This is a genomic window from Actinoplanes regularis (genome assembly GCF_900188005.1).
GTDB classification, from domain to species: domain Bacteria; phylum Actinomycetota; class Actinomycetes; order Mycobacteriales; family Micromonosporaceae; genus Actinoplanes; species Actinoplanes regularis.
This window is the reverse complement of sequence record NZ_FZNR01000031.1, coordinates 62,102-85,805: the sequence shown is the minus strand read 5'-3', so window position 1 is coordinate 85,805 and position 23,704 is coordinate 62,102. Positions and strand designations below refer to the sequence as shown.

Sequence of the window (23,704 nt, the reverse complement as noted above, 5' to 3'; positions counted from 1 at the left end):
GTGGGCCAACGTGCCCCGGGCGGGTGAATGGGTGGAGGTGGTTAGACCTTCAGCAGGTCGAAGGCAGTCAGCTTGAGATCGCCGATGGCGCCGGTCAGCACGCGGTTGGCGCGGACCAGCTCGTTCTTGGCGGGCTGGTAGTGGTCCAGGTATTCGGTGATGGCCTGGTATCCGGCCCACCGGCTGCCCTTGATGGCCTGCTGGGTGTCGGCCTCGGTGATCAGGTACTTCAGGGTGCCGAGCCGCTGCTTGGCGTTGCGCTGGGTGGTCTCGGAGGCGTTGTCCTTGACCGGCCACACCTGGCCGACCACCTTCTCGAACTCGCGCATGGCCAGCTCGGTGTTGAGCATGCGTTCGGCCGCCTGCTCGAAGGTGTCCATGTACTTCCACATCAGGCCGAGGGCTTCACGGCACTGGATGATCTGGGAGCCGACGTTCGAGGTGTGCCGGAAGGTGTAGTGCCCGACGGCGTGCGCGAACGCGGCCCTCTGGGTGTTGGCGCACACGACCCGGATCGGGCTGGCGTCCACCCGCAGCGCGGCGGTGCCGTCGTGGCTGGTGGTGCCGATCAGATAGAGGTCCATCCGGTCGACTCCGGCGATCTGCATCGTGTCCGGGAGCTTGAGCGTGACAAACACGCTCTTGCCGCGTCGTAGGCTGCCGGCGGTTTCGAAGTGGGCGCCGCCGACCTGGTCCACGAGCTGGTCGAGCATCGCGGCGCATTGCTCGTTCTGGACCACGGTGTAGTCGGTGCCGACGATGCCCAGATACTCCGTGGCCCCGGTGACCGGGTTCCGGCGTACGGTCATCCGCTTGTCGTCGGCGGGGATCTGCACCTCGACGCCGTCGACGATGTCGATGCCGACCGCGCGGATCGTCCGTACGCCCCAGTCGCCGAGTTTGGCGGCGGCCATGATCTCTTCGGCCTTCATGGTGTTCTGGGTGACGGTGCCCAGCCGGTGCCAGGCCGACACGCGGGCACTGGCGAATGCGGTGGTGCCGTCGGCGAATCGGTCGAGTTCGTGTGGCACAGGGGTTCTCCTTCTCAAACGGGCGCGGGGCCGAGCACCAGCTCAGCCCCGCGATGGGATGTGGATAGCGGCCAGATCTGACCTACTCGTGCACGAGACGGCGGACGTCGGCTGGAGCGATGCCGCGGCTGATGACCTCGGCAAGGCGCTGGATCAGCGTGTCCTCGGGTTCGGCTTCCTGGGCCCGTTCGATGGCTAGGCGGGCAAGGTGGCCGTTGCCGCGCTGTAGCGCGGCGAGCGCGAGCAGGGTGGCGGGGGCAGCGGCGTGGACGGGATCGGCGCGGCGTGTCAGGTCGGTCCAGATGCGCACGTCGAGATCTTCGCCATGGACGTGCTTCATCACCGCGCCGGGAGCGTGAGGGCCGCTCAGCAGGGCGAGCAGGAGCGCAGTTGTGCTGTCGGCGAGTCCGCGGTGCTGCTCGTAGGTGGTGCGGGCTTCTCTCAGGAGCCTTTCGACGAGATCGTGGAAGGTTGTGCGGATCTGCTCCTCGCTGGAGCCGGCGGCGAGGTCGTCGAGGTGCCGATGTGCTGCGGCCAGGGCGGTCTGCATGCCTTTGCGCTCGTCTCCGGTGACCGGGGCGAGCCGTGTGGCGTAGGTGTGGACGTCCTCAGCGGCGACGTATCCCAGGAGGGTGGCCTGGGCGGCTACTGCGGTCGTGCTGACGTCGAACGGGATGCCGAGTTCGCACTCCGGGTCGTCGCAACGCAGATGCCAGAGCCAGTCGTCATAGACACGGAACGAGGCCGAGACAGCGACGTCGAGGGCGGTGAACGCGCCGATCGTTTGGTCGACTGCCGTGGCAACCGCTTCCCCGGGGCCGTACCCGATAAGGACGACCCTGTCCGGGCCATGCGCCGTGATCCGGGTGGCTACCTCGGTGGCGTCGCTGACCGGGTCGCTGGAGTACGGCAGGGGCGCGGCTGCGGCGAAGAGGACTTGGCTGTCCTTCAGCGCCAGGATGATGAGCTGGTCGTGCGGGTGGTACCCGAGCAGGTAGGGCACGACGGCGACGACGTTGGTCGAGTCTTTGAGGCTCAGTTCTGCGGGATGGGTCATGGTCGCTTCCCGAAGTCGATGGGGACCGGGAAACCCGGACACACGTCTGACCCGGTCGTGCCGGGAATGTGGTTCGAGTTTCCCGGCACGGGACGATGTGGAGGGTTCGAATTCTCGGTCCTGCTGCGGCTCGCGGCCGGGGGCAGGGTGCGGTCCCTGCCCCCGGGCGAACCGGCTAGGACTCCTCGGCGTCGTTGGTGTCCTGCTCGCCGCTGAGCTGCTCCACGGCGTCTCCGGTGCCTTCGGCGCTGTCGGCGGCATCGCCCTCGGCACCCGACTCTTCGCCGTCCGGGGCTGCCTCGGCGGAACTGCCGTCGTCGTGTGCCTCGAATACGAACGTCAGCGGAGCCTCGGAGACCAGCAGGATGCTGCCCGCAGCGGCGGCCTTGGTGCAGTTGTTGCGCACCGCGCCCGGGCTCACGGTCCGGCCACCGAGCCTCGCGCTGATCGCGGTGGCGATCTCCTGCGGAGTCATCAGCCGGCCGGGGTTCTCGGCCAGCTCTGCAATGGTCAGCTTCTCCAGTTCGCCCCGGGCGAAGGGCTGGTTGCCGTCGCCGTTGATGGTCACGGCGCTGCGCTGGCCCACGGTGCTCGGGCTGTTGTTCAGCGAGCGCGGGGGCAGCGGGGTGGGCAGGGTGACGACGCGGGTCTCGTCATCGGTGTCGAGGATGTGCAGCGTCCCGTCCGGCCGGATCAGACTCTGCACCGCCGCCACAGCGGCCGGGGTGCTCGTGACACCGCGGATCACCTGGAAGCACAGCGCGCAGCGCGGCGGCTCGGGGTTCGGGTCGACCTCGCTGGCCTTGGTCGGCCCGGCGATCCACCGCTCCGGTAGACCGGGCTTGCGGCGGGCGGCGTCGGCCTGCTCCATTGCGGCCAGCAGCCGGATGGTGGTCGGGTGGCCAATGCCGCTCTCGGCGACGATCACGTCGACAGTCGCACCGTCTTCGCTGTGCTCGGCCAGGACGCCCTTGATGGCCATGACCTTGCGGTCGCCGGGACGCGTCGGCGCGACAACGGTCGTAGGCGACCCTGCCGTGGCCGGAGCACCAGGTTCGTCGTCAACTTCGCCGTCGTTCTCGTCCTGGTCGGCCGCCTCCTGCCGGTCGTCGGTGGCCTCACCGTCGTGGTGACCGGTTTCCGGGGCCCAGTTGTCGGCGTCACCGAGCGGCTCGCCGTCGCCGGTGTCCGGCTCGTCCGCCGAGGCGGAGCCCTGGTCGGCGTCCGTCTCGTCCAGGCCGGCGGTGGGCTCGTCGCCGAGGTCGGCCGCCTCCAGTGCCGCGGTGGCGTCCTCCGATAGCGTCCATCGGGTGGGCGTGCCCTCGGCCGCGTCCGCGCCGAGGTCGACCGTGACGATCAGACCGACGTCGGTCAGGGTCTTGATGGCCTTGTCGGTGGTGGAACGGGCCTTGCCGGACTTCTCGGCCAGCTCGTGGACGTTGCCCTGGCCGAGCTCGGCCAGCGCCTTCAGGACCGCCTGCGTCGCAGGGGTCAGGGACAGGTGTTCCATGGGGTTCCCTCCTCGGGAATCAGGGATGATGCCCGGCACGGATGTGCTGGGCGGTGGTACGCCGGTGCGCGGGCAGCGGCTTCCGAGCGGGTGCGGGAGCCGCGTGCGTGCGATCCGGAGATCGGGATGCGTTGCCGCATCGGCCGGTCAGCGGCGGGAGATCCGCCGCTCGCCGGTGGCGCGCAGGATGTAGAGCCGGTCCTCGACGGGGTCGCGGTAGATCCCGGCGATCCCGTGGGAGAGCCGCACCGGGCCGGGGTACTCGGCGGGGTCGAGTTCGACGTCGGACTTATGGATCTGCGCCCGTACGGCTCGCCCGGCGATCTGCTGCTGGCGGAGGTAGGTGCTGTGCGGCAGCACGATCAGGACGGTGTCGCCGGGGTTGACGTAGCGCCGGTGCACCGGCTGCACGGGGTTCGTGGCGACGTACACCGTGCGGTCGGGGTCGTTGATGAGCTTGTCGAGGTGGATGCGGGCGCCCTCGTAGTCGTTGACGTGCTCGGTGATCTCGCTCAGGGTGTTGGCCAGCACGGTGGCCGAGCCGGTCAGGTCGTCGCCGTTGATGAGCTGGGTGCGGAACTCGTCCACCGCGTTGAGCAGCACTTCGCGGGCGAGGCGCAGCGCATCGGCGGATGCCGGGAGGTGCGCGGCGGCCGGGACGGGATCGACGGCGTGCTGATCGATGGTCCGGCCGGTGGTCTGCCAGATCCATCTCGCCACCAGGTCGAGGTACGGCATGGGTGTCTCCTTTCGGATCGCGGACACGCCGAAGACCCGGTCGCAGCGGGGCTGCGACCGGTCTTCGAGGTGCCGGGAGTGGGGTGGGAGGTTAGGCGATGGCGACGGCGCACAGCCGTGCGTGGGAATTCAGGCCCCGCAGGTAGGCGCACGCCTCGTTGAGGAACCGGAACCGGTCAGCCAGGGAGTCGCTGGCGGGCCGCATGATGCGTCCGTCGGTGGTGATCAGCGCGTCGCCGATGAGCGCGATGCGCCAGTAGAGCCCGGCGTAGGTGGCTTCTCCGGCCTGGTAGAGCGACAGCTCGTAGGGGTCGAAGACATAGCCGCCGGCGTAGGCGAGCATGGCGAGCGCCCGAGGCTGCTGCTCGAACCGCCGGCGTGCCTCGGCCAGGGTGACCTTGGTCGGGTCGGCGTGGTGCTGAGCGAGGAAGTCCTCCCAGGCCCGGGCGGGCTTGGTGGTGGCGTTGATGTGCATGTTCCAGGCACGCCAGCGGGCGATGGCCTCGTTCGCGGCGACCTGCGACATGCCGGGCAGATCCAGGCGGCTCTTGCGGCCTCCGGCCGCGAGGGTGATGGCGCCGAACTTGCGGGCGGCGTCGAGCAGGTAGTACCCGAGGAACCGGGTCAGCAAGCCGATGAATCGGCGGTGGCGCACGCGGAAGCGGCGGGCCGGGGTGCCGTTGGCACTCAGTAGGTCGTTGACCTTCTCGCTGGCAGCGAACCAGTCGGCGTCGTCGCTGGGGTTGAAGCAGACGGTGACGATCTGATCGGTGAGCGGGCTGTTCGTGGGCATGACGGGGTGCTCCCTTTGCGAAGCGGGACGGGGTTGGGTGGTGCCACCGGATCGCGGCGTCTGGACCGGCGGGAAAGGCTGCCGAGAAGGTGCGCGGGGCGCAGATCACGAGCCGACCGAAGAGGTGGGCTGTTGGTGAACTGGGCCGGGCGCGGGCAGTCCCGCGAGGCGGGTCGAGACGGGCGACGGTGCGAACAAAGAATGAAAGGAAGCTGCACCGTAGCTTCGTGACCTGACAGCGCCGCCTCTGTCAGGATTCGCGATCATGCCCATGACCTGCGTTGACAGGTTCGGCGATGGAGCTGTCAGCGCCTGTCAGAGCAGGAAGACTCCGTTGTCGTAGTTGGGGTTCTCCGCGATGGGCGCGCCGTGATCGCTGGGCAGCTCGGTGAGCGGTACCCGGCTTGTGGAGCCCCGCGCCAGCCAGACGCGGGCGGCGGGATCGCTGGCGTGGGTGGCCGTCGCGACCGGGACGGTGGTGTGCTGGCCGGGCAGCAGCCGGTGGAGGTTCTCCTCGCGTTGCTCGCTGGCGAGCCAGAACAGCACCGGATACCGCGCGCCGCCGTGCCGGATGAGGTCGCCGTATTTCTTGAGTTTGGCGACCACCCGGCTGCCGAGGGCTTCGGTGCCGGTGTCGGTCTCCAGGAAGAACCCGACGGTGATGTCGCCGACGGTCCACAGGCCGTGCCCGTCGGCGGTGATGGTCAGGTACTGCTTGTGGGTGACCTGCTCGGACCACCACCGGTCGAGGCGGGCTTCGGCGTGCCGGCGGGCGTACTCGGTCAGGCGGACGAAGAAGTCGTTGGTCAGCACGAGGTGGGTCAGGTGCGGGTTCGCCGACAGCCGCTGCACGGTCTGGTTGCTGGATCGTGCGGTGGGCTCGGGTCGTTCGTGGGCGGCGGCTTGGAACCGCTGTCCGTTGTGGCCGAGCGTCCAATGCCACGGCTGGCTGCCGCCGCCGTCGCGCGGGAAACGGAACCGCTCGACCAGGCCCAGGGCGGCCAGCTCGTTTAGGCGTAGCTGGCAGGTCCGCCGGGCGGCGAACAGCATGCGGTGGATCTGGCCGGTGGTCAGAACCTGGTGGTCGTCGAGGAGCTGGAGCAGGAGCCGGTCACGGCTGGTGATGTGGGGATAGATGGCCAGCAGGCTGGCCGTCCGCGATAGCGGCATACAGCTCACCCCCCGTGGAGAGAGAAACCCTGTAGGGAGTCTGGACGTATGGATCTTGAATTCAGGGCCGCCGTCGGACAGGTTTGCCCAGCTCAGGTACCTGACAGGCGACATGTAGGGGGCTCGTCTGGGGACTCGTGTCGCAGACACCCCCAGACGAGCCCCCGATGACGCACCCAGGCGAGCCCTCGAACGCACCGCCTGGTCAGGGCTTGCGGTCGTTCATTCGCCGCTTCATCGCCGTGCGGGCGAGCTGCTGCATCGGCGGCTCTTCCCCGGCGGGACCGTTCGCGGCGGCACACGCCACTCGGATCGCCGTCGGATCGCCGTCGGGTTCGGCGGGCGGGTTGGTGACGAAGGTGAACGCCGGGAGTTCCCGGTTGCCGACCAGCAGCCGGGCCGTGGCGGTGAAGACGTCGAGGTGGGCGAGGTCGTGCTCGTCCACCTCGGGTTTGGTGTGCCGCGACAGTTCCCGGGCGTCGGCAGGGTCGACGTTGAAGAACACCTTCGAGCGGGCGTTCGCCGATATCGCCGCGGCGACGTCGTTCGGGAGCTGGGCGAGGTCCTGATGGGCGAAGGCCATGCCGAGCCGGTAACCCCGCGCCTCGGCCAGCATGTCCCCGACACTGCCGGGCAGCGTGAGGAAGTTCTGGACCTCATCGACGTACAACGTGGCGTCTTTGCGCTGGTCCTCGGGGATGGCGGCGCGGGCGATGGCGGCCTGCCACACCCGAGCGACGATCATCGAGCCGAGGATGCGGCTGGTCTCCTCACCGAGCTGCCCTTTGGGTAGCCGGCACAGCAGCACTCCGCCGTCGAGGATCTTGCGCATGTCGAACGACGAGTGGGCGTTGCCGATCACGCTCTTGACGAAATCCCTGAGCAGGAAGGCTCTGAGCCGGGCAAGGACCGGGGCGATGACCTGGCCGCGGAACTGCTCGTTGATGCCGTCGTACCAGAGCCAGAACCCACCGAGGCCGTCCGGGTCATCGAGACCTTGGGTGAACCGGCCCCGGAACTGCCGGTCCTGCAACAGCGACGGCACCAGGCTCAGCGTGGGTTTGGCATGGCGCATCAGCGTCAGGCAGGCCACGCGCATGGTGTCGTCCATGCGCGGCCCCCACTGGCCTTGGAAGATCTTCGCGAAGATCCCGACGAGGTTGTCGACCGCCAGGTGCGGATCGCCCTGGTCGTCGAGGGGGTTGAAGCAGCCTGGGTTCTCCTGGTCCGGGTCAATGATGACGATCTTGTCGGCGTAGGAGGCAGGCAGCCGGTCGAGGATGTCGTTGATCAGATCGCCACGCGGGTCGATGACCACCGTCCCGCGTCCGGCCTTGATGTCGCCGAGGATCAGGTTCAGCAGCAGCGTGGACTTGCCGACGCCGGTCTTTCCGACGATGTGCATGTGCTGCCGGGCGTCGGTGACCTTGATGCCGACGCTGTGGTGCCCGACCTGCGAGCGGCCCAGGATTTTCACCCCTCGACCGCCGCTGGGCACTTGCACCGGCGCCGGCACCGCCTTGGCCCGAGCCCGGTCCAAGCCGGGCACCGCCAAGTCCTGCGGTAGTGCGGCGAGGGCCGCGAGCTCCGGGACGGTGGCCAGAAAGCCGCGCCGCAGGCGGCGACCGGCGAGGGTGGCGACCGGGTGCGGCATCTTCATCCGGCGCAACCGGTTCGGGCCGGTGTACGCCGCGGCGGCCGAAGCGATCGTGTGCCCCAGGCCGACGAGCCGCTGCTGAATCTGCCTGGCCCGTTCTGGAGTGGGCGTAGTCCTGTCCGGCTGCGCGGCGACGGCGAACCGGACCGCGATCTCGAAGTGCGGCACCCGGACGGCCTTGTCCACCACCGTGCGCGCCTCAGCCCCGGCGACCGGATCCCGATCGCCCGCCCGTACCGCCGTGGCGTGCGGGGCACGGTGCCGGGAGGGGCCGGGAAGGAATATCTCGAGGAACCAGAGCAGCGGCTCGATCGCCAGGCGGGCCGCCCCGGCTGCGACGCGGGTCGCCGGGTCTGGTCGCCCGTGAGGATGGCCGCTCGTGGCCGCCGACCGGCGGGCCGCCCGCACCCGGCGGGTGGAGGCGGGCCGGGCCAGCACCTGGACGCACGCGTACTCCCGGTGCCAGACCTCGGCCCCGGCGGACAGCAGCGCCCGCAACGGGTCCGCGTCGTGCTCGGCGCGCAGCGGCAGCACGTCGGTGTGCTGGGGCCAGTGCGCCCCGCCTGCCTGCTCGCCCACCGTGGCCGGGATCGGCGCGTCCGCGTCCTCGGTGGTCATGGTCGCCGCTGGCCAGGCTGCGCGGACGGCGGCTTCGACCGCGCCGGGCGGGACCGTGCCGGGCACCCACACCCGGATGGCCAGGGCGCGGCCGGTCCAGGTGTACTCCCACCCGACGTGCGGGTAGCCGTAGAGCCTGCGCCGCCACACCGACGGCGTCAGCACGCCGACGACGGTGGTCCAGAACGCGGCGGCGGCCTCGGCGGTGACCTCCGGCGGCGCGGCGATCGTCACCCACCGCGCGCCGGTGAGGAACCGGCGGTGCCGCCAGTTGAGCAGCTGATCATGGCCGAAAACGGTCGCCACGATGAGCGCGGCGGCCACGAGCCCGAGCCACGGCCGGGCGACAACCCAGTGGCCGAGATCGGCAGGCCAGGTCGGCGCGGTGCTCATGAGGTCACCTCGCCGATCCCCGTTACCGGACTTGTCTGGAGTTCCTCAGACCCCATGGACCGATGAAGCGGCCTTCTGCAGGGCTGTAGGCAGCGAAACCGGGGCCCGGGTCTTGTTGACGTAGCGTCGGGAATCATGAACGATCTCCAATGTTCTAAGTGGATGGTCGAGTTCTCGGATCTGAGGTGTGCGCGTGGCGCTCGCGGTGGTGCGGTCGTTGCATGGGCCGCGGCGCCTTGCGACGGAGCAGGACGCGCAGGACTTCGAGCAGGAGCTGGTGGATCAGTTCCTGTTGTCCGGGGTTGCCGCTGGCTCATGCGACAGCACGGTCTCGGCGGACCGATACACGTTGTTCGAGTTCATCCGTTTCCTGGGCCGCCCGGTCTGGACGGCTCAACCTGGTGACGCCGACCGATTCCTCGCCCACCAGCGGACGTCGGGACGCGCGCGGCTGACGGTGGAGCACAAGGCCAGCTCAATCGGCAGATTCTTCGACTTTCTGGTCGAACGGCAGCAGGGCGACATCGCGGCGTTGACCGGCGTCGTCGTCGCGCAGGTGATCGACGAGTTCAACCGGCCTGGCCGCTCGGATTACGGCGCTGCGCGGGTGCCGCCCAGCGAAGACGAGATAGACGAGCTGTTCGCTGCGTGGCGCGACTGGCTGCCGAGCGCCCGCAAGTATCTGCCGGCCGCGCGGTGTTACCTTGCCGCGTCGTTGTGGCGCCGCGTCGGATTACGAATTCAGGAAACTCGGATGCTCGATATCAGGGACTGGCGCAGAGATCTGGGCGAGTTCGGATCGGTGCACGTCCGGTTCGGTAAGGGCAGCCGTGGTCGCGGCCCGAAGACTCGACTGATCCCCGCCATCAACTCGGTTGGGGCGCTATTGGACTGGTGGGTCACCGATGTCCGGCACCAATTCGGCGATGACTATCAGCGGCTCGATGCGCCCCTGCTACCGACTGAGCGGCTACCCGATCCGTTGACGGGTTGTGTCACCGGGCCGGGGACCAGGTGCTTCGAGACGGCCTCGCCGAGGCGGTGGCGCGCTGGCTGCCGCAGTGGAAAGGCCGTTTGACGCCGCATGTGCTGAGACATTTCTGCGCTTCGTCGTTGTATCGCCAAGGCGTCGACCTAAAAGCTATCCAGGAATTGTTGGGCCATTCCTGGCTTTCGACGACGACACATTACGTTCACGTGCCTGCGCATCACGTCGAGAAGGCATGGGTCGCGGCGAACGAGCGGACTGCAGCGCGGCTCGCGCGATTGGGAGGCTGAGACGATGCGATGGAATCTGCGCCTGCGCGCGGCCGAGAAGGGTATCTGGAAGTCCACCGAAATGCGGCGATTGCTGGCCGACGCGGGTCTGGAAATCAGTGCCGGGAAGATGTCCGGCCTGTGGACTGGAACACCGACGACGATCCGTCTCGACGATTTGGACGTCATCTGCTCGGTCCTGGGCTGCAGTCCGGCCGACTTGTTGATCTGCGAGCCCGAGCAAGTCGCGGCAAGACGGCCGCAACGGGTGCAAGCGGTCGGTGAACAGCAGCCCGTCGCGCCGGTGGCGCGACTCGGCCGACAGCGCAGTACTCCACCGGCATGACGCGACGTCCGAAACCATGCACGGTCTGCCGGGTCCGTCCTCCCGCGATGCGAGAGGTGCCGTTCTGCTTCCAGTGCTGGCCCGGCGGCCCCGTCACGCCGCCGCCCTGCCGCCGATGCAGGTCCAGCAAGGACTACTACACCAGCGGCTTGTGCGCCCGCTGCCACCCGCATGCCCCGGGCCAGCTGTCGCCGGTCTGGCGAGAAGCCGGGCCGCTGGCCAGCATTCCCGTGGTCATCGACTCCTGCCCACACTGCTTCGCCTGGGGCGTCACCCGCACCTACGGCTGGCAATGCGCGGCCTGCCGGAACTGGGGAGAAAGATTCCCGCAGCTCGGAGACTGTCCGACCTGCTCGCGGCACGCTCACCTCGGCGAAGCCGGACATTGCCGGCTCTGCTTCCGGCAACGCAGCATGATCGCGCGGCTGCACGGCGAGCGTCCCGATCGAGTGCCGATGGCCGACGCCAACCGGTACGGTCAGCAGCTGTTCTTCGCCGGCATGTGGACCGGATCCGGGCCCAGCAAGCCCTACGTGAAGAAGACCGTTCCGGCCGACATGAGCCTGCTGCGCCCAGTCGAGCACCGCCAGCTCGTCTTCTTCGACCTCACGCGAGACCTGTCCGCCCATCCCGGCCTCCAGCTGCCACCACCGCCGCTTCCAGGCTTGGAGGCGGCGCTCATGCAATTTGTTGGCGACCACGCCCGCCGCTACGGCTGGACCAAGTCCAAGGCGGAACGAGTTCGCCGCGCCGTCCGGATCATGCTCGCGATCCAGGACACTCCAGGAGCGCCGATCCGACGCAGCGACATCATGCTGCTGAGCCGGATCAGGCATCCGGCCCGCGTCGTCGCGGACGTCCTCGACGAAGCCGGCATGCTCAAGGAGGACCGCGCCCCCGCGATCGAGCGCTGGTTCCTGACCGTGATCAGCGACTTGCCCGAGCCCATGCGCAGTGAGCTCAGCGTCTGGTTCGACGTCATGCGGCACGGCTCCGAGACCACCCCGCGTCGTCGTCCCCGGCACGACAACACCACGAGCACTCAGCTGCGCTGGGCACTGCCCGCCATCCGCCAATGGGCCACCGAGCATCAATCGTTGCGAGCGATCACGCCGACCAGGTCCGCGCGGTCCTGCCCTCCGGCGGCACCGAACGCCCCACGATGCTGCAAGGCCTCCGGTCGATCTTCCGGATCCTCAAAGCCCGCAAGACCGTGTTCGTCAACCCCACCGCCCGCATGAAGAACCCGTCCAACATCAGGAAAGCGCCGATCGCCATCGATCTCGCTCAGGTCCGCGCGAACCTTATCGACGGTCGGCCCGCAACCGAAGCACTCACCGCCCTGCTCGCCTTCCACGCCGTGCGCATCTACCAGCTCGCCGAGCTGAAACTCACCGATGTGCAAGATGGCCGGCTGCACATCGACGACCGCGTCATCTTGCTCGCGGAACCCGCCCGCGATCGCCTCAACGCCTATCTCGAATACCGGCTGAAAACCTGGCCGACCAGCGTTAACCCCCACCTGTTCATCCACGCCCGCAACTGGACCACCCTCCGGCCATGCACCAACTGGTGGATCCGCAAACAACTCGGCACCTCCGGCGACCGAATCCGTCAAGACCGCATCCTCGACGGAGCCCACGCCAACGGCGGAGAACTGCGCGCTCTCTGCGACCTGTTCGGCCTGTCCATCAGCGGCGCCGCCCGCTACGCCAGCACCGTCAACCAGCCCGCTTGATTTCGTTCGCAAGAATCACGTTCTGGCGCGAATTTCGTGATTGATCTTGCTTACGTTGGTCCTCAACAGGCGTGACGCCAGCCCGGGGTCAGCGCCCAACTGGCGGAGTGCTGGCGATCAGGACAGCTCCGGCTGACGGCGTCGACGGTTCGAGAGTGGTGGGGTCAAGGCTGTGCTCGGCCGCGATGGTTGTTGCCCAGCAGTCCCCCCACGTCGCTGCCCAGGAGGATGCCAGGTCATCATCCGGGTCGAGATCTTCGGGCTTGCCGGTGATGCCGAATGCATCGAGCAGATCCCGTTCGATACCGAACGGCTCACCGATCGCTGACTCCGGGTACTCAGCGATCCACCGCCGAAGCACAGTGCCATGCTCAGCGATCAGCCACGCCTCGCCGTCATTCTGTTCGCTGTGAAAATACGCCTGGGCCTTGCCGAAGCGCGCGCTGAACTGCTCGCACAGCCGAGTGACCCGATCGGTGCATGCAAGATATGGGAGGCCGAGCCACGCGCCGAACACCAGGACCCATCCATTCAGAGCCGGAGTCACGACGACGGTGGAGAAACGATCGTTACCGCTGTGCGCGATGTCGTCGACTAGATCCACTCCGATCGACCAGGTACTCGCCCGTACATCTGTCAAACCGATCGACCGCACCACCTCCGCCTGATCAGAGGTAGCCACCGCAAGCCACGACAGCCAGCAGGCATGAACTGGGATCGGGTGGTCGGCAACGTCCATGATCGTCACTGTACGGCCGCCCATCTAAACGCTCCGGCAAGTGACGTCAGCGAGCAGTACTCACACACGGAGTGGAGGCCGGCCATTGGCTAGGCCTCCCGAGGTGCGACGTCGATGGGCATCGTAGTCACGACAGGAGAACTCGCTTCCTGAGCAGGTCGAAGCCGGCTCGGCCGTACATCTCGGGTCCATCACCTAACTGCCCAGCCCGATACACTCCGGACTTCGCCGAACTGAGGGACCAAAGCCGCTCTGCAACCCCCAAAAACCCCTCAGTTCGTTCACAAATCCCCCAGAGAAGCGACGAACTCCGGGGAAGTGACCGCGATCCGGTGCTCGGCCGCCGACCCCACGCTGCGAAACGGGATCCGCGACCGCCCGGCTACCAGGAGGCCCTCCCCTCGCGATGCGGCCAGCAGCATCCGGGCCTCTCCGGCGGTCAGTCCGAACGCCTCGGTGACCGCGTCGATCGACTGGGTGGACTGGCGCATCAAGACCTGGGTCGCGGCGTTGGAGACCACGGCCAGGCCGAGATCGGTCGACAGGACGTCGGCGGCGTCCTGGGTGATCACGCACAGCCCGGCGAGGCGCTTGCGGGCCGCCTTGGACATGCGGAACAAGAATCTCGCGCCTTCGCCGTCGCGCATCAGCAGCCAGGCTTCGTCGACCACGACGAGCTGCCGCCGCCGGCGCCCGCCGGTGGCCGGAGCGTCGATGCTCGACCAGATCGCGTCGAGGGCGAGCAGCGTGCCGACCGTGCGCAGCTCGTCGGGCAGATGCCGCAGCGACCACACCACGAGGTGACCGCCCGGGGCAGCGGTGGTGGGGCCGTCGAACAGGCTGGAGAAGTTCCCGACCGTCCACGGGGCGAGCCGGGCGGCGAGCTGTGCGGCGGCCGGATCATCGTCGGTGGCCAGCACGGCGGCGAGGTCGCGCAGCAGCGGTGCGGGCTTGCTCCAGGTGGCCGGGTCAGCGTTGATCCCGGCCTTGCTGTAGGTGGCGGTGATGGCCCGGTCCAGGGCCGCTCGTTCGGCCGGCGGCGGCGTCGCGCCGAGCATCACCGAGATCAGCGTGTGCAGGTAGAGACCGCGCCGGGTGAGCGTGTCGGGCCGGTCGTCGGCGGGCAGGTCGAGCGGGTTGACCCGTACGCCCGGCAGGCCGAGCTGCACGACCGTGCCGCCGACATGTTCGGCCAGAGGTGTGTACTCGTCCTCCGGGTCGATCACCGAAACGGTGGTGCCCTGGTACAGGTTGCGCAGGACTTCCAACTTGACGAAGTACGACTTGCCCGCACCCGAGCGGGCCAGGACCACGCTGTTGTGGTTGTCCTGCGCCCACCGGTTCCACAGCACCACGCCGTTGCTGGTGGTGTTCAGCCCGTAGAGCACACCGTCCGGGGCGGCCACGATCCCGGGGGCCGGGGCGGCGAGGTCCGCCGAGGCGAGCGGGAACGCCGCCGCCAGGGCGGTGGTGTCGAGGATGCGGCGCATCCGCAGCGGGTCCACGCCGATCGGCAGCGTGGAGATCCAGCCCTGCTGGTGGCGGAAGGTGGCCGGTTGCAGGTCCAGCAGCACGCTGGCGGCGGCCGACTTCACCCCGGCGGTGATGGTGCGCAGCTCGTCCAGGTCGCGGGCGTGGATGGTGACGTAGATGCCGGTGTCGAACAGCTTCGCCGCGCCGCGGGCGACCCTGTCGGCGAGGTCGGCGGCGTCGGAGGCCGCCGCGTCGGTCATCGGGTCGCCGAGGCGGCCCTGACCGGCGTCTAGGCGGCGCGAGGATTCCAGGCGGGCGCGCTGGCGTTTGAGCATCGGCGCGGCGAGCTGCGGCGCGACCGGGGTGATGTGGACGGAGACGTCGACGCGGCCGGGGTAGGACAGCAGCGGGTCGAGCCAGGCCGGCCCGACCTCGGCCGGGTAGCCGCACACGACGAACGTGGCGGCGTATCCGTCGCCGACACGTACGTGTGCCGGGGTGACCGACAGCGCGGCAGGGGAGGGCATGCCCTCCCCTGCCGCGCGGCTCTTCTTGGCTTTCAACGTCTTCATGGGGTGCTCCGCACGGTGATCGGGGCGCCGGGCACCGCACGGGGGCCAGGCACCGCAGGAGAGAAGGGGTCGACGGCGTTGGCCAGGGCCGAGGCGACGGCCGGCCCGTCTAGGGCGGCGGCTTCGACACCGAGGCCGGACAGAGCGCGAACGGCGGCATCGGCCGCGTGCTCGCCGGTGACGACCGCGAGGACCTGACGGCGCAGCGGATCACGCTCGGCGTCGAGATCGAGCAGGAACGCGGCGTAGTCATCGGCGGCGCTCTGCAGCGCCGGGTGTGGCAGGCGGGGCGCGAAGTCGGCGGTCGCCTGCGCGTACGCGGTGAGGTCGTGCCGTTGCGCCGCGACGAGCAGTTGCGCCGGGCCGGTCAGCGAGTTGAGGAACCGGCCGAACGCGTCTAGCAAAGCGGCCTGTTCGCTGTCGGTGCGCAGGTGGATGTTCGTGGTGCCGCACGCGATCAGCACCTTGTCGGTGCCTTCGCTGGTCAGCACCCCGGCCGGATTGACGCGCGTGACCGGGGAGCGCAGCGGCGCCGGAACGCTCGGCTTGCCGGCCACGGCCGCGACCGAGCTGGCCCGCGCCGTTCCGGGGGCGAGGGTGCGCGGGCTGCGCGACAAGGTGAAGCCGTGCCGCAGCCACACGTTCAGCGGCAGTCCGTCACGGCGGCCGATGGCCAGGACCACGGCGACGGAGAACACGACCATTCCGGCGGCGATCCAGGCCGCAGGCGGCAGGATCGGGCCGAAGGTGCGGTAGCAGCTGAACCCGGCCAGGGCCGGGCCGCCGATGATGGCGAGCTGCCGGAACGTCAATCCGAATGCGATCCGGTCGGGCTCGTTGATGTTCGCCGGGACCACGGCGCGGGGGGTGGTGGTGTCCTCGCCGGTCATCGGCCACCTCGCAGGATGGGCAGGCGGCGGGTGATGCTTTGGATGAACACGGCCCGGAGCAGGAATCCGCCGAGGTTGGGCGCTTTGCCCGCCGTCACGTAGCGGCGCATCAGGGCCGGGATCTTGATCGTGACCCAGAGCATCACCACGACGAGGACCAGGTTCAACGTGTCCGACTCCGGAACTCCGAGAACGATCGGCAGGTTCGCGTCCGGGTTAATGATCAGGTCGATGCCGGTGGTGAACGCGACGCCTTGCAGCGCCGGGGTGGCCAGGCAACCCAGCAGGGTCTTCCACCACAGGCCGGCGGCACCCTGAGTCCAAGGAGTTGCGTAGCAGGCCAGCGCGACCGGCCCGATCCCCGCGAGAACCAACAGCACGCCGATGCGCACGAACCAGCTCCCGATGAGCATGCCCATCAGCACGACGATCAGCAGCCCGATGATGGCCACGAGGAGCGCGTTCCCGTCCTCGGACATCGCTGCTTTGATGCGGGCCTTGACGAAGTCGACCGTTGCCGTGGTCGGCGCGCTAGCGCCGCTCATCGAGACCGTGATGGCGTTCGCGATGGTGATGAGCTGGCCGGTCAGCGGCACGGAGAACGCGGACAGCACGAACGCGACGACCAGGCGCGGGATCAGCTCCTTGATGCCTTGGCGCATCTGGATCGAGTCGCCGGTCATGGTCGCAATGCCCACGGCGAGGATGGCGAGGATGAAGCAGGCGTCGACGACCATGGCGCTCTTGTCGGCGATCGACTTGACCTGCGGCAGGACGGTGACGTCCGGCGATGCGAACAGTGTCGAGGCCAGCAACGCCAGCAGGCCGCTGAGAAGGTCGACGACCTTCTCGGCGAGCCAGCTGACCAGGCCATCCATGAGCCAGTCGGTCATAATGGATCAGCCGCCCAGGATTCCCTGAAGCACCTTCAGGACCACTGGGGCCAAGACGGCGAGGGCGTAGCCGATCAGCGCGGACTTGAAGTTGCCTTTAGCCTGCTCGACCTGGGCGGGATCGCCTCCGGCGGCCATGTAGCGCAGGCCGCCGATGACCAGGAACATCGTCGCGACGACCGCGATGATGCCCATGATCCAGCCGGTGATGCCGTCGATGACCTGCGGCAGGCTTTTCGGAGCCGCGAGCGGCTGCACCGCAGCCGCAGCGGTGAGATCGGATAGAAGGGTGAGAATCGTGAACATCGCGGCGCTCCACAGGAGTTCTACGGGGCCGCCTCGGCGGGGACCGGGCGAAAGGCCGTGCTGGTCCGGTTGGGGGCGCTCCTCTCTCGCGTGTGGCGAAGGGTTGCGGTGTCAGTGCGCCGCGCCAGCCGTGCCGGACCATTGGGCCTCGCCGCCGGGGTGGTCCCCGCCGCGCGGGCATGCCGTGGATGACATGCACCGCCCAGATCCGCGCTGTCAGGCCGATCGAACTCGGCGAACTCCTGTCACGCCCTGACAAGATCCGTCAACGGCTCCATGCCGCCGGCGAGACGACACGGCACAAGGACGTTGAGCACGAAGAAGGCCGCAGCGGGCGTCCCGCCCGGTGCGGCCTTCTTCGGCGGTGTCCTTTGCCATTGAGGTATGCCCCTCCTGTCTGGGAACTTGGGCCCCCGTGAGGGTTTCTGCCATCGAAGTTTGCCTGCGACCGCCGCTGGCCCGCCGAGCTCCGTCCGAGACATCGCAACCTGCCGCACCGACCGATCCGCAGGGCGAAGATCACTACAAGAGATCCATGATGCTGGCGAAGCCATGGGCACCTGGGACGTCGAGCCGTTCGACAACGACGATGCCACAGACTTCGCTGGCGAGTTGAACGACGCACCAGCGCAGGTTCGATCGAGATGATTGGCGCCGCCCTCGAACGCGTCGCTGACCCAGCCGACGACAACTCTCGGTTCCCGGACGCCCCGCGAGCCGTCGCCGCCGCTGCTCTGATCGCAGCCCGATTTACTGGCTGGCTTCGCACCCGTCGACCGCCGCTACAACGGTTGATTTCGGTACGTTGATCGAGCGCCGGAAGGGCGGGTTCTCTTGGTGCCAGGGTCCAGACCCAGGTATCGCTCGGTGTCCGTTGCCAGTGATGCTGGACTTCTTGCCACCAAATGTGGCTCGGCGCCGAATGCTGCCATGACGGATGTGCCACCGCTGACCAGGGCGGGCGACGAGCGGTCGGGTGGCGGGTCCGGATGTTCACCACGTGGTCAAGCAGAGTGCTGGCGGGCCGCCTCTCGTTGCCATCGAATCTGATCCGCCCTGGTCACAGCCTCGGCCTTGGATCAACCTCGGCGACAACGCACACTCGGCACCCCCGGTGTACCTCATGCGAGGCCTCGATAGGCCGAACGTGGTGATCTTGCTGCATGTCTTGTGGCATTCGAGGAGAATATGACGCCGTGACTGGCCCAAAAGTTCTGCTGGAAAATCCGGTCGAGGTCGGCCGTGGCCAGCTCTATCTCACGTCAGATGAATCTCTGTGGCCGACGGCAGAGCTCGCGTTTGCCGGGCAGCACAACGGATTGTGTGGTGCGGCGCAAGCCGGTGCGTTGTATCTAATGACTGGGCTGCGCCATGGGCTCGTCGGTTTCACCGTGGAGCTGCACGACCGGAAGCCCGCGCTTGACGACAAGTGGACTGAGGTCGTCGAGGTTTCGCTGACCAATCCCTTCGAGCAGATGGTTCTGAGCAACTTTGAGGGAGACGCGTGGATAGTGCCTCTACCGACCGGCGTCTACCGGGTGCGGTACTGCGCAGCAGGCATGCAGGCCGGCTGGGATTTGGAGACCAACGACGCGCCTACACCCATCGACTGCTATCTACTGGCAGTGTGGCCAGCTGCGCCAGCCGACGACGTGATCATTCGGCAGAGCAGCGCGGCTGCGGCGTACTGGCATCACGCGAACGGCGACGGCCCCGCCGACGAGGCCTCCACCGGCCGCCTTGCGCAAGTCGAAACGAACCTCGGCGTCATCCGCGAACTGCATGCCGGTTTGATCTCCGCGCTGGCCTGCTGTAGTGACGATGTCCATCGAAGTGTGGCGCGGTGGGCGGCGCTGCAAGCCCTGTCCGAGGCGGGTATTCGCGATTCTTCCGCACTGCGGGATGTCGTCGCCGATCTTGAGCGCGGCGTGCCGGTCTCGCCACCGTTCGACGACGAGATAACCGTTATGGGTGAGCCGGCTCGCCTCTTCGGCCAGACGCCGGTGCAGCCTGTCGCCGGGCTATACACCGAGGGCCGGCTTCCGATGCGGGAGTGGTATGCGCTGGTCGCGGTAAGCGCGACCGCCATCCCGGACTCGCTGGATGCGGTCTTTTACGCCCTGACCCAAACAATCATCGCGCACGGGCCGGACCACGCAGGCGACCTGCTCGAAGGCCTCTACAAGGCTTTTCCCCTTCTGCGGGACTGAGTAAGGTCGTCTCTTGCCGCCCGTTACGGCGGCAAGGGACGACCCTGAACTCAGCTGACCTTGACGTAGAACTTGTCGTTGTCGAGGATTCACTGGCCTCCGCCGGCTCTGCTGCAAAGCGCACGGGCAAAGTTCGATGGCAAAGGACAGGCGGCCAGGTTTCTCAGGCCGCCTCGCCCGTGCCGGTGGAGGAGCGGAACGGGCCGGAGAGGTCGCCGCGTGTCACCGCGGCCGCAACGACTCGTTCGGCGCGGCGGCGCCGCATCCGCAAGGCCGACGCTGAGGTGCCCTCCTCGGCGGCGAGTTCCTCGATCAGCGTGTCACCGAAGCGGGTCGCGCTGATCAGCTCGGCGGCTTCATCGGTGATCAGGCCGGCGGCGGCGGCCCGGCCGAGCAACAGGTCCGGGTGCCCGTAGGGCATGCGCGGTGAGCGCGAGCCGCTGGACAGATCCAGCGGCAGCTCCTCGCCCTCGTCGTCCTTGATCACGGCAGCCCCGGCCCGCCACGCCGTCCAGCACATCCGCAGCCACAGCCGCGGCCTGTCAAGGTCCGTGGTGCGCAGGGCCTGCAAGAACCCGGCCAGGACTTCGGAGTCGATGTCGTCGGCGAGCCGGGGCTGGCCTTGGCTTAGCCGCGCCGCCAGCTGGGTCAGGGCGGGCAGCGCGACTCCGATCGCGCCGACCACCCAGGCCGGCCCCCATTCGCGGGCGTGGCGGGCGAGCTGCCGCCACAGGACGTCGGTGGTGTCGCTGTCGTACCGCTCGTACACCAGCAAGGTGCGCAGTCGGTCCAGCGGCAGCGTGGTGTCCGGCATCCCCGGCACCGGCCGAGCGTCGAACACCAGCGGAGCCGGTTCGCAGGTCAGCAGCTCGAACGCCTTCTCCGCGCTGGTCAGCGCTGTGGTGGCCGTTCTCGTGCGGGTGGTCGTCGCCATGACGAGTGTTCCCCTCGGTGAGGAGCGTGTCGCCGGGTGCGAACGCTCCGAGGCACCGATTGGGACAGCCCGGCCTGACACCAGAAGCGATTGTCAGCTTCCGACAGGCCATGACCGGTCCGGACAGATTCGCCGCCCCGCCGACCGGTCCGCCGAGCCGGTCAGGTCGCCGGGGTGACCGGTCCTGACAGAACGGGGCCGAGTTCGATCGCCCTGACAGGCGCGCACTGGGGATCGTCAGTACGCCCGCCGGTCCGGGGGCCACCATGCCCATGACCGACAGAAAACGCCAGCAGGCACCGGTTCCCGTCGGGGACATGGTGTCCGGCGACCCGCCCGTGCCGATCACCGTCTGGCCGGTACCCGCCCCGCAGCGGGGCGAGACCATGTCCAATGCGATGGGCGTGCGACTCGTCCACAACCTCACCCACCCGTCCGACCTGATCACCGACCTCACCGCCGGGCCGCAGCTGGCCCGCGCGATCATCGCCGCGCACCGCCGTAGCCACCTTCAGGACACCCGGCCGCTCGGCTGGGAGTGGCACACCGCGACGCTGATCGTCACCGGATGGCCCACCAGCGATCCCGCCGAGCCGGGCGACTTCTTCGACCGCTGCCGCGCCAGCCTCGTGCCCGGCGGCTGCGTGGCCGTGCTGCTGCCGCACGGTGACGTCATCCTTCCGGTCGACGCCATCGCCGCGGCCAAGAAGGCCGGATTGGCGTACTTGCAGCACATCGTGGCGGCCGACCGACCGCCACAGCGAGGCAAGAACACCCAGCTCGACATCCACACCGACGTGCTGATCCTGACCCGCACGGCGGAGATCGGAGGTTGCGATGGCTGACAACGATGCGATGCCCGTCACCTCGGTCTGGCTGACATGCCAGCAGCCCGCCCGCGACCAGCGCCGAGGCCGCTACGTCCCGGCGACCTCCACCCACCCGGGCAAGATGCTGCCGAACCTGGCCGCTTACGCGATCAACTCGTTCACCGCGCCGGGCGATCTGGTGTTCGATCCGATGTGCGGCTCCGGCACTACGTTGGTCGAGGCCATGCATCTGGGCCGCGACGCGATCGGGATCGACATCGAGCCCCGCTTCACCGCCCTGGCCGAAGCCAACGTCGCCCTGGCCTCGTCGCAGGGCGCGGCCGGCACGGCGAAGGTCGTCACCGGCGACGCCACCGGACTGCTCGACCTGGTCCCCGCGTCCGCGGTCGGTCAGGTCGCGATGGTGCTCACCTCACCGCCGTACGGGCGCGGGACTCACGGGCTCGTACGGGCGGACAGTACGGGGGTACGCAAGCGGGACCACCTGTACGGGGACCGGGAACGCGGCAACCTCGCCTATGCGGGATGGTCCCGCTTGCTCGACGGGTTCGCGACGATCCTGGCCGCCTCGTATCAACTGCTGCGTCCCGGCGGGACCGTCATGATCACCTGCCGACCGGTACGCCGCCAACGGGACGACCTGATCGACCTACCCGGCGAACTGCTCGCCGTCGCCCGGTCGGTGGGGCTGGTCCCGGTGCAACGGTGCGCGGCGATGCTCGCCGCCGTCCGCGACGGCCAGATCGTGCACCGCGCCTCCATGTTCGGGCTCATGGCCGTGCGCCGAGCCCGCGCCGAAGGGGTCCCTGTTCACCTAATCGCGCACGAGGATGTCTTGGTTCTGCGCCGCTGCTAACCCCTGCGCCGAGCGCGGCAGATCCGAGTGTCCGGGCAGCTCAGACACTATTTACCGCCCGGAAGCCTCGTCACTGTATCCCGCCTGACGTAAAGTCGCGAGAAGACGGACGGGGACGGATCAGACTGTCCACCGTGGTAAGTCACCTTGTGGGCCGCTACCCCCAACCTGACAGGTATCGCGGGGCCGGATCCGGAACCTGACGGGTGCCAGGGGGTCAGAACCGGGAACCTGACCGGGTCGCCCAACGCTGTTTGGCGCGCGGTCCACTGCCCGCGCCAGCGGTCCCGGTCTCATCGGTCACCGGCGATCCGCCAGTGACCGGTGGGCCGCCCGTGATTCGTGACGGAGCGGGACCTGCCGGACCGGCAGCCGTCGAACGAGTCCCGGCGGGCGGTCCCGCTCCGCCTCGACCGTCCAGCGGGAGCGCCGGCTGCGGCAAGTCCCGTCGAGCGGGAATTCGCCGGTGTCCCGCATGGTCCCGCTCGAGCGGGAGACCTGACATGGACTGCGGGACTCACCGGCTGTCAGGTTCTGCCAGACGGGCGGATCTGACAGCCCAGCAGCCGGGACCGCTGGTCCCCATATGCTGGAGGTTCTCCTTCTTACTTCTGTGTCCTAATCCCCTGCCCTGCGCGACGGCATCGCGCCCACCAACACGGTCGGCCGCCGCCGCGTGCCTCGGATCTGGCACTCCACATGCTGACGCTCGCCGCTGACGCGCCAGGGCGCGGTAACCCACACCCCTTTTCCTACGGCTTTTCCTACGGCGGCCATCACCCGATGGCCGCCTTCTTGCTGTCCCCAGGAGGACGACATGCTCAAACCCGGCTGGTACCTGCCCGACACCGACTGGTTCGACCAGTTCCCCGCCGCCCCCAAGCTCGACCACGACCGCCAGGCCGTCATCGACCAGTTCGCCCAGATGATCAGAAGCGATCCAGGCGTCGGCCCGGCGGTCATCGTCGCGATGACCTACGTGATCCTGCTGGGCGTCGAGCATCTCGGCGACACCATGACTCACGCCGCCGCGCTCCAAGACCTCACCGAACTGGCCCGGCTGCTATGCGGTCTCAACCTGATCCAGGCGCACCTGACCCGAACGATCCAGCGCATCGCCTCGAACACCGACGCCCGCGCATACCTCGGCACCGCCGAAGCGCCGGGCGGGGTGCTACGAGCCACCACCGACAGCCTCAGCGCCGCCGGCGCCAACAGCGAGCTGCTCGCGGGCCACCTCAAAGAGGCTCTCCTACTGCTGCACGGTCTTACGCAGTAACCGGCACCACATCTTCGGCCGGCCCGGACTCCATCCCTCATGGACGGGGGAACCCCATGCCGTACCCCGACCTCAGCACGCCACCACCCCGCTGCGTCTTCCCGCCGCCGGCATCCGGAAGTCGCGCCGCACATCCTGGCGCTGCTCGGCCGCGCCCAGCTCGGCGACCGCGACGCTTTCGCCGAGCTCTACCTCACCTTCCGAGAACCGGTCACCCGCTACGTCAGCGTTCGCCTCCGGGGCCGCGATCGCGACGCCATCCCGGACCTCCGTGCAGGAGGCGTTTACCGGCGCCCTAGCGGACCTGTCCGCCGCGCTGCTCGACTTGCCCGGCTGGTTCATCTGGCACGCCGCGAAGGCACGCAACCAGCACGACTGGTCTCGCCGCCGGTACGTCCGCGCCGCGTACGCCGT

24 protein-coding genes are annotated in these 23,704 nt (G+C 68.6%); 10 read left to right on the top strand and 14 right to left on the bottom strand.

The genetic code is table 11. The features are described 5' to 3' along the window. Positions 1-41: 41 nt before the first annotated feature. The 7 genes from CHC09_RS41440 to CHC09_RS41410 all read right to left on the bottom strand — a co-directional run bounded on the left by CHC09_RS41440 (position 42) and on the right by CHC09_RS41410 (position 8,967). Complete coding sequence (locus CHC09_RS41440) at positions 42-1,031, bottom strand: DUF932 domain-containing protein (RefSeq protein ID WP_089298746.1); 990 nt, start codon at positions 1,029-1,031, stop codon at positions 42-44. 82 nt (positions 1,032-1,113) lie between these two features. Further along, on the bottom strand, positions 1,114-2,088 hold the full coding sequence (locus CHC09_RS41435; protein WP_179277508.1) for a DUF4192 domain-containing protein: 975 nt from the start codon (positions 2,086-2,088) through the stop codon (positions 1,114-1,116). 175 nt (positions 2,089-2,263) lie between these two features. Continuing rightward, the gene (locus CHC09_RS41430) at positions 2,264-3,598 is read right to left on the bottom strand and encodes a helix-turn-helix domain-containing protein (RefSeq protein WP_089298744.1); all 1,335 of its coding nucleotides are present in this window, start codon (positions 3,596-3,598) and stop codon (positions 2,264-2,266) included. 147 nt (positions 3,599-3,745) lie between these two features. Next, on the bottom strand, positions 3,746-4,336 hold the full coding sequence (locus CHC09_RS41425) for a hypothetical protein (RefSeq protein WP_089298743.1): 591 nt from the start codon (positions 4,334-4,336) through the stop codon (positions 3,746-3,748). A 91-nt stretch (positions 4,337-4,427) separates the two neighbouring features. Then, positions 4,428-5,129, bottom strand: a complete 702-nt coding sequence (locus CHC09_RS41420) for a hypothetical protein (protein ID WP_089298742.1) — start codon at positions 5,127-5,129, stop codon at positions 4,428-4,430. 315 nt (positions 5,130-5,444) lie between these two features. After that, entirely contained in the window at positions 5,445-6,299 is an 855-nt protein-coding gene (locus tag CHC09_RS41415; RefSeq protein WP_089298741.1) for a replication-relaxation family protein, read from the bottom strand. A gap of 205 nt (positions 6,300-6,504) precedes the next feature. Continuing rightward, complete coding sequence (locus tag CHC09_RS41410) at positions 6,505-8,967, bottom strand: type IV secretory system conjugative DNA transfer family protein (protein WP_089298740.1); 2,463 nt, start codon at positions 8,965-8,967, stop codon at positions 6,505-6,507. Between the two features lie 193 nt (positions 8,968-9,160). On the opposite strand from CHC09_RS41410, the gene CHC09_RS41405 reads away from it, so the two are divergent. From CHC09_RS41405 to CHC09_RS48180, 5 genes are read left to right on the top strand one after another with little or no spacing between them, the layout of a single operon-like run. Then, a complete protein-coding gene (locus tag CHC09_RS41405) occupies positions 9,161-10,045 on the top strand; it encodes a site-specific integrase (RefSeq protein WP_239138860.1) in 885 nt (294 codons plus the stop codon). Further along, on the top strand, positions 9,982-10,245 hold the full coding sequence (locus tag CHC09_RS48185; protein ID WP_307833950.1) for a tyrosine-type recombinase/integrase: 264 nt from the start codon (positions 9,982-9,984) through the stop codon (positions 10,243-10,245). Before CHC09_RS41405 ends, CHC09_RS48185 begins: the two co-directional genes overlap by 64 nt. 4 nt (positions 10,246-10,249) lie before the next feature. Continuing rightward, positions 10,250-10,570, top strand: a complete 321-nt coding sequence (locus tag CHC09_RS41400) for a helix-turn-helix domain-containing protein (protein ID WP_089298739.1) — start codon at positions 10,250-10,252, stop codon at positions 10,568-10,570. Positions 10,571-10,617: 47 nt separating this feature from the next. Next, entirely contained in the window at positions 10,618-11,811 is a 1,194-nt protein-coding gene (locus CHC09_RS41395; RefSeq protein WP_239138858.1) for a hypothetical protein, read from the top strand. Further along, the gene (locus tag CHC09_RS48180; protein WP_239138857.1) at positions 11,784-12,308 is read left to right on the top strand and encodes a site-specific integrase; all 525 of its coding nucleotides are present in this window, start codon (positions 11,784-11,786) and stop codon (positions 12,306-12,308) included. The genes CHC09_RS41395 and CHC09_RS48180 overlap by 28 nt, the downstream gene beginning before the upstream one ends. Before the next feature lie 88 nt (positions 12,309-12,396). Here the strand turns inward: CHC09_RS48180 and CHC09_RS41390 are convergent, their stop codons facing one another. From CHC09_RS41390 to CHC09_RS41370, 5 genes are all read right to left on the bottom strand, one after another. Continuing rightward, positions 12,397-13,047 carry a hypothetical protein gene (locus CHC09_RS41390; RefSeq protein ID WP_143232873.1) on the bottom strand — a complete coding sequence of 217 codons (651 nt, stop codon included), beginning with the start codon at positions 13,045-13,047 and terminating at the stop codon, positions 12,397-12,399. A gap of 281 nt (positions 13,048-13,328) precedes the next feature. Continuing rightward, positions 13,329-15,092, bottom strand: coding sequence for a VirB4 family type IV secretion system protein (locus CHC09_RS41385; RefSeq protein WP_239138856.1), 1,764 nt, complete (start codon positions 15,090-15,092; stop codon positions 13,329-13,331). Continuing rightward, on the bottom strand, positions 15,089-15,982 hold the full coding sequence (locus CHC09_RS41380) for a PrgI family protein (protein WP_089298736.1): 894 nt from the start codon (positions 15,980-15,982) through the stop codon (positions 15,089-15,091). Before CHC09_RS41380 ends, CHC09_RS41385 begins: the two co-directional genes overlap by 4 nt. Next, complete coding sequence (locus CHC09_RS41375; protein ID WP_089298735.1) at positions 15,979-16,875, bottom strand: hypothetical protein; 897 nt, start codon at positions 16,873-16,875, stop codon at positions 15,979-15,981. Before CHC09_RS41375 ends, CHC09_RS41380 begins: the two co-directional genes overlap by 4 nt. Positions 16,876-16,881: 6 nt before the next feature. Further along, entirely contained in the window at positions 16,882-17,181 is a 300-nt protein-coding gene (locus CHC09_RS41370; protein WP_089298734.1) for a pilin, read from the bottom strand. Positions 17,182-17,565: 384 nt separating this feature from the next. On the opposite strand from CHC09_RS41370, the gene CHC09_RS48970 reads away from it, so the two are divergent. Together CHC09_RS48970 and CHC09_RS41360 are read left to right on the top strand one after the other, a co-directional pair. Beyond that, positions 17,566-17,829: a DUF4259 domain-containing protein gene (locus CHC09_RS48970; RefSeq protein WP_089298733.1), complete on the top strand. Its 264-nt coding sequence runs from the start codon at positions 17,566-17,568 to the stop codon at positions 17,827-17,829. 548 nt (positions 17,830-18,377) lie between these two features. Next, positions 18,378-19,391, top strand: a complete 1,014-nt coding sequence (locus CHC09_RS41360) for a hypothetical protein (RefSeq protein ID WP_143232872.1) — start codon at positions 18,378-18,380, stop codon at positions 19,389-19,391. Between the two features lie 163 nt (positions 19,392-19,554). Here CHC09_RS41360 and CHC09_RS41355 read toward each other — a convergent pair whose 3' ends face one another. Further along, positions 19,555-20,325: a hypothetical protein gene (locus CHC09_RS41355; RefSeq protein ID WP_089298731.1), complete on the bottom strand. Its 771-nt coding sequence runs from the start codon at positions 20,323-20,325 to the stop codon at positions 19,555-19,557. A 272-nt stretch (positions 20,326-20,597) separates the two neighbouring features. Between CHC09_RS41355 and CHC09_RS41350 the strand changes: the two genes are divergently transcribed. The 3 genes from CHC09_RS41350 to CHC09_RS41340 all read left to right on the top strand — a co-directional run bounded on the left by CHC09_RS41350 (position 20,598) and on the right by CHC09_RS41340 (position 23,290). Continuing rightward, entirely contained in the window at positions 20,598-21,170 is a 573-nt protein-coding gene (locus CHC09_RS41350; RefSeq protein ID WP_239138855.1) for a hypothetical protein, read from the top strand. Continuing rightward, on the top strand, positions 21,163-22,011 hold the full coding sequence (locus CHC09_RS41345) for a TRM11 family SAM-dependent methyltransferase (protein ID WP_089298730.1): 849 nt from the start codon (positions 21,163-21,165) through the stop codon (positions 22,009-22,011). Before CHC09_RS41350 ends, CHC09_RS41345 begins: the two co-directional genes overlap by 8 nt. A gap of 817 nt (positions 22,012-22,828) precedes the next feature. After that, the gene (locus tag CHC09_RS41340) at positions 22,829-23,290 is read left to right on the top strand and encodes a hypothetical protein (RefSeq protein ID WP_089298729.1); all 462 of its coding nucleotides are present in this window, start codon (positions 22,829-22,831) and stop codon (positions 23,288-23,290) included. Positions 23,291-23,362: 72 nt separating this feature from the next. Here CHC09_RS41340 and CHC09_RS41335 read toward each other — a convergent pair whose 3' ends face one another. Continuing rightward, entirely contained in the window at positions 23,363-23,632 is a 270-nt protein-coding gene (locus CHC09_RS41335; RefSeq protein ID WP_089298728.1) for a hypothetical protein, read from the bottom strand. Positions 23,633-23,704: the final 72 nt, after the last annotated feature.